Raw genomic sequence first — 8,661 nt, forward strand, 5'->3', positions numbered from 1 at the left:
GCGCAGAGCACACCATCGGCGCGAGCGCCTTCAGAGCGGTCGTTGATCGGCCAATGCGAGAGCAGCGCCCTCGTGCGACTGGCATCGGGTGCTCCGCGCAGCGAAATAAAGGAGGAGCGAAGCGGGGGACATTCGCGGAGCAGAGCACGCCGTCGGCGGGAGCGACGCCCTGAAGGCTGCCGCGCCCCCCCTCAACAGGTCAGAACGTCACACGCAACCCGACCTTCAGCGAACGCCCCGGCAACGGCGCGTTCGGATACACAGTCGTCGTCAGGATCGACGTAGGGCTGTAGGCCAGCTTGTTCGTGATGTTGTCCATGCGCGCGTACCACGTCAGGTTTGCGCGCTGCACCTTCATGCGGTATGTGATCGCTGCATTCCACAGCGTGTACGCGTCCGTCTCGCGGGCCCCGACGCTCGGCACGCGGTGTTGCGCCGCGTTGTAGTCGAAACCGAAGCGGGCACCCCACGGGCCGTTGCCGTACACCAGCGTCGCGCCCAGCCGCAGCGGCGCGATGCGGGGCAGCGGCTCGCCCGTGTCCAGGTTCTTCGCGCGCACGATGTCGCCGCGCCACTCCAGGTCGAGCGTGCCTGCGTCGCCCATCCGCGCGAAACCTTCGGAGCCCAGCAAGCGCAGGTTGCCGTTCGCTTCGATGCCGGTGAAGCGCGCGCGCACGCCACCGTACACGTACTCGGCCAGCGTGTCGGTCACTTCGGGGTCGGTCACCACCTGGCCTTCGCCGTCGAGCGTGCGGCCCGATGCGGTCAGGCCGATGTAGTTGCTGAAGCGCGTGACGTACGCATTGACGCGGGCCGTGTTCGGGCCCGACTTCCACTGCGCGCCCAGGTCGAAGCCGGTGGACTTTTCCTTCTTCAGGTTCGGGTTGCCCACTTCCCAGGCTGCGGTGGCCACGTGCGGGCCGTTGGCCAGCAGTTCGTAGTCCTTCGGGGCGCGCTCGGTGTAGGCAAGGTTCGAGGTCAGCTGCCACTGCGGTGCCAGGTTGACCAGCGCACCGAAGGCCGCGCTGTGCGGATTGAAGGTGCGCTCGCCGATGGCGAAACGCGTGATGGTCGGGTCGTCCGGGTAGCCCAGCGAGCGGATGCGGACCTTCTCGGTGCGCGCGCCGAAGCTCAGGCGGCCCCACGAGGTGCCGAGCTCTTCGTACAGGAACAGCGCGTTCGAACGCGTGCGGCTGTGCGGTGCAAAGGCTTCCTCGCCATCGGCGGCGAAGCGGTTGGTTTCGCTGCTGAAGCCGACCAGGCCTTCGAGGTTGCCGATCTTCTGGTGGCGGGCCTCTATGCGCAGGTCGTTGCTCATGTTCGAGAACTTGGTGCCAGCCTGGCTGCCTTCGAACTCGGTGTGGCGGTAGTCGGTGTGGCTGAGCTTGGCGTGGACGCTGCTGATGATGCCGCCCGGACGCCACTCGCCTTCGAGCGCATAGCGGTCGGACTTCATGCCGATGGTCACGTCGCTCTCGGCCACGGTGCCGTAGTTGCTGCGGTAGGTGCTGGCCGAAGCGCCGATCCAGCCCTGGCCGAAGAACAGCGTGCCACCGACCGCGCCGCCGTGGGCTTCGTTGGCCGAGTTGCAGATCTTGCGGGCGCGCCACGGGGAGCCGGGCTTGGCGCAATCCAGGTCGATGGGCACCGACACGTCTTTCGAGTCGCGGTTGAAGGCATCGACGTGCACCGCGATGCGGTCGTTGCCGCCTTCGAGCACCACGGCGCCGTTCTTCTCCTTGTTGCCGGTCGAATAGCCCAGGTCGGCACGGCCGCCGAAGCCGTTGATGGGTTCGGTGGGAATGCGGTTGTCGATGACGTTGACCACGCCGCCCACCGCGCTGCCGCCGTACTGCAGCGCCGACGGGCCGCGCAGCACCTCGATGCGATCGGTGACGAGCGCATCGACCGGCACCGCGTGGTCATAGCTCAGCGCCGAGGCGTCGGGCGCACCGCCGCCGTTCTGCAGGATGCGGATGCGGTCGCCGTCCTGGCCGCGAATGATCGGGCGGCTGGCGTTGGGGCCGAAGTAGCTGCTGCTCACGCCGGGCACGTTGTTGAGCGTTTCGCCGAGCGTCGATTCGGAACGCAGCAGCAGCTTGTCGCCCGACAGCGTGGTGGTCGGCGCGATCAGTTCGCTGGCGCCCAGCGGGTTGCCGGTGACGGTGACTTCACGCAGGCTGCCGGTGGTGGCGTCCGCAGGCTGGGCCTGGGCTGTGGAGGCAGCTGTGGCGTCTTGGGTTTGCTGCTGCTGTGCGTGCGATGCGCTGGCGAAAGCCGCGAGCGAAAGAACGGCAACGCCGATGGCGTTGCGACGGAAAGTGGGAATCATGTTGAACACTCGTTGAATCAAGGGACGGCATGCCGCCACCCGCGCAAGGCAGGTGCGACGACAACCGGAACACAGGGGGATTCAGCGAGTGGAAGGCGGGCCGCGCGCTTCGAACAGCGCAACCCAGCGGGCGATGGCTTCGCCCTCGAGAAAAGCGAAGGTGGCCGATGGCAGCAGCATCGGCAGCACCACCAGCGGCACGCCGGGCGCGCTGGAACCATGAGAGAGCTGGTCGTACAGCCGGCACTCCGCATCGGTGTGGTGGCCGAACAGCCCGGCCAGGGTGTGGCCTGCGTGCTGGTGCACCGCCGGCGTGGCGGGGGCGGCTTTGCCATCGGCTGCTGCAACCGCTGCAACCGCCGAGGACGACGGCAGCGCCGGCATGCCGGGCACGTGCAGCGTCCGGTGCATCAGCCCCAGCGTGCCCGCGAACCACAGCGCGACCGCCAGCGCAACGACGAGCGCGCGGGTCGAACGGGACCGGGTTTGACGGAGGGCGATGTGCACGAGGGGTTGGGGCTACTGGCCTGTCAGGCCTTGACGCGCGACGCGAAGGTCTTCTGGAACTTCTCGACCTTCGGGCCCACGACGAATGCGCAGTAGCCCTGGTTCGGGTTGTTCAGGAAGTAGTCCTGGTGGTAGGCCTCGGCGGCCGAATAGTTGGCCAGCGGTGCCACCTCGGTCACCACGGGCGAGCGGTAGGTCTTGCTGGCCTCGATCTCGCGAATGACGTCTTCGGCCACCTGCTTCTGGGCATCGTTCAGGTAGTAGATGCCGCTGCGGTACTGGGTGCCGACGTCGTTGCCCTGGCGGTTGAGCGTCGTGGGGTCGTGCACGACGAAGAAGATTTCGAGAATTTCGCGCAGGCTGATCTGCGCCGGGTCGAATTCGAGCTTCACCACCTCGGCGTGGCCGGTGCGGCCGGTGCAGACCTGCTCGTAGGTCGGGTTGACGACCTGGCCGTTGCAATAGCCCGATTCCACGTCGACCACCCCCTGCACGCGGTCGAACACCGCTTCGGTGCACCAGAAACAGCCGCCACCGATCACGATGGTTTCGTTGGGCGACGATGAAGAGGTCATGGCACGGCTCCGGGAGGTTGGAAAAAAGCGAACCCGATATTGTCGCGGCTTGACGCATCGAACGTCGGTCACTACATTACTAACCCGTCAGTCATTAACATCATGCCCACGCCCCGTTCCTTCGTCGACAAGATCTGCCCGGTCCGCGCCAAGCGCGAGCGCCGGAAAGAGGCGCGCCCCGGCGAACTGCTCGCGGCCGCGCTCGACCTGTTCGTCGAAAAAGGCTTTGCCGCCACCCGTTCCGAAGAGGTCGCGGCCCGCGCCGGCGTCTCCAAGGGCACGCTCTTTCTTTACTTTCCGAGCAAGGAAGAGCTGTTCAAGGCGGTGGTGATGGAAAACCTCGGCGGCCGTTTCACGGAGTGGAATGCCGAATTCGAGGCCTTCGAAGGCACCTCGGCCGAGATGCTGCGCTACTGCATGCGCGTCTGGTGGGAGCGTGTCGGCATGACCAAGGCCTCGGGCCTGACCAAGCTGATGGTGTGCGAAGGCGCCAATTTCCCCGAGCTGGCGGAGTTCTACCGGCAGCAGGTGGTGCGCCCCGGCCACGTGCTGCTGCGGCGCATCCTGCAGCGCGGCATCGACCGCGGCGAATTCGCGCCGGTCGACGTCGACCACGCCATCTACTCGGTGGTGGCGCCCATGGTCTTCCTCATGCTCTGGAAGCATTCGGCCATGGTCTGCGTCGACGGCGACAGCGCCCTCGACCCCGAAAAGTACCTCGCCACACAGGCGGAAACAGTGCTTTACGGGCTCAGCGTGCGCGCCGGGGACAAGGCATGAAAGGCCGTGGATGGCCGACCGGGCGGCGGGTGTCATCGGCGCAACCTAAAATTGAAGGTTTGTCCTGAGCCCACAAGGAAAGCCACGCCATGAACCCCACTCCTACCCTCGAGCGCTTGCGCTTCAACATGATCGAACAGCAGATCCGCCCCTGGGATGTGCTGGAGACGGACATCCTCGAACTGCTGGCCGAAATCCACCGCGAAGACTACGTGCCGGAAGAACACCGCACGCTGTCGTTCTTCGACATGGAACTGCCTTTGCTGGACGGCACCGTGCCCGGCGAGTTCATGCTCTCGCCCAAGGTCGAGGCCCGCACCCTGCAAGACCTGCACATCCAGAAGCACGAATCGGTGCTCGAGATCGGCACCGGCTCCGGCTTCATGGCCGCCCTGCTCGGCGCCCGCGCCGCCCAGGTGCTGTCGCTTGAAATCAACCCCGTGCTGGCCGCCCGCGCCGCCGAGACGCTGCGCCAGAACGGCGTGACCAACGTCGAGGTGCGCCACGCCGACGGCGCCGTGCCCCTGCCCAGCGGCCCCAGCTTCGACGTGATCGTGCTGAGCGGCTCGGTGGCCCGCATTCCGCAGAACCTGCTGGGTTCGCTCAAGGTCGGCGGCCGCCTGTCGGCCATCGTCGGTGAAGAGCCGATGATGCGCGCCCACTTCGTGACCCGCACCAGCGAAAGCAAGTGGGAAACCATCCAGCCCTGGGACACCGTGGCGCCGCGCCTGCTGAATTTCCCCGAGCCTTCGCGCTTCTCGTTCTGAGCCGGACGGTAGACCGAATGATCGACCAAGTCCGCCCCGCCGACCTTGCCGCCTGGTTCGCACAGGACGCCGACGCCACCCCCGTGCTGCTCGACGTGCGCGAGCCCTGGGAACTGCAGACGGCGAGCGTCGCGCCCCAGGGTTTCACGCTGGTCGCGATCCCGATGAACGAGATTCCGGGGCGGCTGGCCGAACTGGGCGAAGGTCATCGCATCGCATGCCTGTGCCACCACGGCGCGCGCAGCCAGCGCGTGGCCGCCTTCCTGAACCAGAACGGCTTTGACCAGCTCGCCAACGTGGCGGGCGGCATCGACGCCTGGTCATCGCAGCACGACCCTTCCGTGCCGCGCTACTAGCTTCATTCTTCAAGGACGTTCAATGCCTCCAAGGCCCCGGCTTCTGCCCCTTTCCGCAGCACTCGCAAGCGTTATTGCGACACTGCTCGCGCTGCCGGCCCAAGGCCAGACACTGAACGAACTCTACGACTCCGCCCGCAACTACGACGCCACCTACCAGGGCGCGCGGGCCCAGTACGAAGCCAACGTGGCGCGCGCCGCGCAGGCCAAGGCCGGCATCCTGCCCGCCGTGGGCCTGACCGCCGGCGTGACGCGCAGCAACCTCGACATCGACACCCTCACGGGCAGCGGCAGGGGCACCAGCACGCCGCGCGACTACAACACGCAGAACGTGGGCATCAACGCCACGCAGCCGCTGTACCGCCCCGCCAACTGGGCCACGTACGAACAAGGCAAGCGGCAGGCCGACATTGCGCAGGCGGTGCTGACCATCGCCGAGCAAGACCTGATCGTGCGCGTGAGCCAGGCCTACTTCGACGTGCTGGCGAGCAGCGACAGCCTGGCGCTGGTGCGCGCGCAGAAGGTCGCCGTGGCCGAGCAGCTGGCGTCGGCCAAGCGCAACTTCGAGGTCGGCACCTCGACCATCACCGATTCGCGCGAGGCCCAGGCCCGCTACGACCTGGTGATTGCCCAGGAGATCGCGGCCGAGAACGACCTGCAGGTCAAGAAGATCGTGCTCGACCAGCTGGTCGGCCGCCCCGGCAGCGCGCCGGTGCCGCTGGCGGTGCCGGTGGTGCTGCCCACCGCCATGCCCGCCGACATCAACGCCTGGGTTGCCCAAGCCAACGAGGTGCATCCCGCGATCCGCCAGGCCCGCCTGGGCCTCGACGTGGCCGGGCTCGAAGTGCAGAAGGCGCAGGCCGGCCACAAGCCCACGCTGGACGCCAACCTTGGCTACAACGTCACACGCAACCCCACGGGCACCAGCACCAGCGCGGTGGGCACGCGCGTCAACGCCGCCACGGTCGGCGTGACTTTCAACCTGCCGCTGTTCGCCGGCTTCGCCACCGAGAACCGCATCAAGGAAACGCTGGCGCTCGAAGACCAGTCGCGCAGCGTGCTCGACGGCACCCAGCGCAACGTGGCGCAGGCCACGCGCGCGGCGTACCTCGGGCTGGTGTCGGGCGCGGGCCAGGTCAAGGCACTGGAAGCGGCCGAGGCGTCGAGCCAGAGCGCGCTCGATGCCAACAAGCTCGGCTACCAGGTCGGCGTGCGCATCAACATCGACGTGCTGAACTCGCAGAGCCAGCTGTTCCAGACCAAGCGCGACCTTGCGCAGGCACGCTACAACGTGCTGCTGGGCAACCTGAAGCTGCGCCAGGCCAACGGCACGCTGACGACCGACGACATGAATGCGATCAACGCGACGCTGGCCAGCAATGGCAGCACGCCGGCGGTGCCCGCGGCAACGCCATCGGATCGAAGCAATCAGCAGCCTGTGGTGCCGGTGACGCCGCCGAGCATTCCGGTCATTCCGCCGGTGCCGGTGCAGCCGTTCAATCCGCCGGCCCCGACGATGCCGACGGCGCCCGTGCCGCCGGTAATCCTGAATCCGCCCGTGCGCTGAAGCTTTCTTCCTCCCTCCCCTTCCGGGGGAGGGCCGGGGTGGGGGCCAGCGGCGTATCCATGGCCAGTGCAGTCACCATTGGCAGCGCCGTCGAGCCCCCATCCCAACCTTCCCCCGAAGGGGAAGGGGCAAATCCAAATACCGATCCGCTGTCAGTCCAGCGTGGGCTCCGCTCTTCGCGGCTCTTCTTCGTCTTCCAGCGGCGCCGCGGACGTGTCCACGGGCTCCGCGGCCTGCGCAATCGCCAGCACCGCAGCCGCCGTGCGCTCGGCCGCGCCACGGTTCGACGATGAAAACGCCAGCGCGGCCTGCGCCATGAGGGCGCGGCGCTCCGGGTTTTCGACCAGCTTCAGCGCCGCCGTCACCGCCTGCTCCATGCCTTCGACACGCAGCGATGCGCCAGCCGCGAGCGACAGTTGCGCCGCCTCCGCGAAGTTGAAGGTCGACGGCCCCATGATCACCGGGCAACCGCAGGCGGCCGGCTCGATGAGGTTCTGCCCGCCCAGCGGCTCGAAGCTGCCGCCCAGCAGCGCCACGTCGGCCAGGCCGTAGTACAGCGCCATTTCGCCCAGCGAATCGCCAAGCCAGATCTCGGCCTCGGCCGGCTGCCCCGCCGCGCTGCGCCGCGCGACCGCAAAGCCTTCCGCCTCGATCAGCGCAGCCACTTCGTCGAAGCGTTGCGGATGGCGCGGCACGATCATCCATTGCACGTCGTGCACGCGCTTGGCAATCGAGCGGATCGCGCCCTGCTCGGGCGGCACCGGCGAGGTGGCGCCGAAGCGCTTGAGCACTTCGAGCAGCAACCGCTCTTCACCGTCGCGCGAACTCGCCAGCACGACCATCGGCCGCGGCAGGCGCTCGCGCAGCGACACGGCCGTGGCCAGTTGCCGCGTGTCGGGCGTGGCGTCGAATTTCAGGTTGCCGTAGATGCCGGCGACCTTGGCGCCAAGCGACACCAGCCGGTGCGCGTCGGCTTCGGTCTGGGCCCATACGGCCGTCAGCGCCGAATACGCGGGCCGTGCCAGCCAGGCCAGCCGCTCGGCCGCGGCCAGCGACTTTTCGTTGAGCCGTGCATTGGCCAGCACCAGCGGAATGCGCCGCTCGGCGCAGGCTGCGGCCATTTCGGGCCAGACCTCGGTTTCCATCAGCACGCCGATGCGCGGCTGGAACTTGTTCAGAAAGCGCGCCACGGCCCCCGGGGTGTCCCAAGGCTGCCAGACCTGGGTGTCGCCGGGCTCGAGCAGCTTGGCGCCCTCTTCGCGCCCGGTGGCGGTGCCATGGGTCAACAAAATCGGAATGCCGGGGTACTGCCGACGCAGTTCGGCGATGAGGATGGCGGCAGCGCGGGTTTCGCCGAGCGAGACGGCATGCACCCAGCATTGGGCATGGCCGGTGGTGGCTTCGTCGTAGTGGCCAAAGCGCTCTTCGACGGCCACGCCATAGCCGGGCTCGGCCACGGCACGACGTCGCAGCTTGCGGCGAACTAGCGGTTGCACAACGGTAGTGAAGGCGCCGTACAGGCGCAGTAGCAGGGAACGCACTAGCTCAGTGCTCCATCGTGCTGATGCGTGGATTGCGACGCATGTTTTTGGCGCTGCCGTTCTTCAGGGCGCGTGCGACTGACACCGGGTGCTCCCCTCCGCGAATGTCCCCCGCTTCGCTCCTCCTTTATTTCGCTGCGCGGAGCACCCGATGCCAGTCGCACGAGGGCGCTGCTCTCGCATTGGCCGATCAACGACCGCTCTGAAGGCGCTCGCGCCGATGGTGTGCTCTGCGC

At 67.6% G+C, this 8,661-nt stretch carries 8 protein-coding genes; 4 read left to right on the forward strand and 4 right to left on the reverse strand.

Annotated elements, in window-relative coordinates; translation table 11 throughout:
• Window positions 1-199: 199 nt before the first annotated feature.
• The 3 genes from DBV14_RS14255 to msrA all read right to left on the reverse strand — a co-directional run bounded on the left by DBV14_RS14255 (window position 200) and on the right by msrA (window position 3,414).
• Entirely contained in the window at window positions 200-2,332 is a 2,133-nt protein-coding gene (locus DBV14_RS14255; protein ID WP_124459827.1) for a TonB-dependent receptor, read from the reverse strand.
• A gap of 81 nt (window positions 2,333-2,413) precedes the next feature.
• Window positions 2,414-2,839, reverse strand: coding sequence for a hypothetical protein (locus DBV14_RS14260; protein ID WP_124459828.1), 426 nt, complete (start codon window positions 2,837-2,839; stop codon window positions 2,414-2,416).
• A gap of 23 nt (window positions 2,840-2,862) precedes the next feature.
• Window positions 2,863-3,414: a peptide-methionine (S)-S-oxide reductase MsrA gene (msrA, locus tag DBV14_RS14265; RefSeq protein WP_124459829.1), complete on the reverse strand. Its 552-nt coding sequence runs from the start codon at window positions 3,412-3,414 to the stop codon at window positions 2,863-2,865.
• Between the two features lie 102 nt (window positions 3,415-3,516).
• Here msrA and DBV14_RS14270 point away from each other — a divergent pair, with 102 nt between their 5' ends.
• The 4 genes from DBV14_RS14270 (at window position 3,517) to DBV14_RS14285 (ending at window position 6,884) form a co-directional block, all read left to right on the forward strand.
• Window positions 3,517-4,194 (forward strand): TetR/AcrR family transcriptional regulator, encoded by a 678-nt coding sequence (locus DBV14_RS14270; protein ID WP_124459830.1) that lies wholly within the window; start codon window positions 3,517-3,519, stop codon window positions 4,192-4,194.
• Between the two features lie 89 nt (window positions 4,195-4,283).
• The gene (locus DBV14_RS14275; RefSeq protein WP_124459831.1) at window positions 4,284-4,961 is read left to right on the forward strand and encodes a protein-L-isoaspartate O-methyltransferase; all 678 of its coding nucleotides are present in this window, start codon (window positions 4,284-4,286) and stop codon (window positions 4,959-4,961) included.
• Window positions 4,962-4,978: 17 nt separating this feature from the next.
• Window positions 4,979-5,317 (forward strand): rhodanese-like domain-containing protein, encoded by a 339-nt coding sequence (locus DBV14_RS14280; RefSeq protein WP_124459832.1) that lies wholly within the window; start codon window positions 4,979-4,981, stop codon window positions 5,315-5,317.
• Between the two features lie 22 nt (window positions 5,318-5,339).
• Window positions 5,340-6,884 carry a TolC family outer membrane protein gene (locus DBV14_RS14285; RefSeq protein WP_124459833.1) on the forward strand — a complete coding sequence of 515 codons (1,545 nt, stop codon included), beginning with the start codon at window positions 5,340-5,342 and terminating at the stop codon, window positions 6,882-6,884.
• 152 nt (window positions 6,885-7,036) lie between these two features.
• On the opposite strand, the gene DBV14_RS14290 is transcribed toward DBV14_RS14285, so the two are convergent.
• Window positions 7,037-8,425 (reverse strand): 3-deoxy-D-manno-octulosonic acid transferase, encoded by a 1,389-nt coding sequence (locus tag DBV14_RS14290; protein WP_124459834.1) that lies wholly within the window; start codon window positions 8,423-8,425, stop codon window positions 7,037-7,039.
• Window positions 8,426-8,661 lie beyond the last annotated feature (236 nt).

The sequence above is a fragment of the Variovorax sp. KBW07 genome (genome assembly GCF_003852515.1).
GTDB lineage: Bacteria > Pseudomonadota > Gammaproteobacteria > Burkholderiales > Burkholderiaceae_C > Variovorax.

Coding starts and splice junctions, on each gene's coding strand:
- DBV14_RS14280 (WP_124459832.1), top strand. CDS start 4,979: ATGATCGACCAAGTCCGCCCCGCCGACCTTGCCGCCTGGTTCGCACAG.
- DBV14_RS14270 (WP_124459830.1), top strand. CDS start 3,517: ATGCCCACGCCCCGTTCCTTCGTCGACAAGATCTGCCCGGTCCGCGCC.
- DBV14_RS14255 (WP_124459827.1), bottom strand. CDS start 2,332: ATGATTCCCACTTTCCGTCGCAACGCCATCGGCGTTGCCGTTCTTTCG.
- msrA (WP_124459829.1), bottom strand. CDS start 3,414: ATGACCTCTTCATCGTCGCCCAACGAAACCATCGTGATCGGTGGCGGC.
- DBV14_RS14285 (WP_124459833.1), top strand. CDS start 5,340: ATGCCTCCAAGGCCCCGGCTTCTGCCCCTTTCCGCAGCACTCGCAAGC.
- DBV14_RS14275 (WP_124459831.1), top strand. CDS start 4,284: ATGAACCCCACTCCTACCCTCGAGCGCTTGCGCTTCAACATGATCGAA.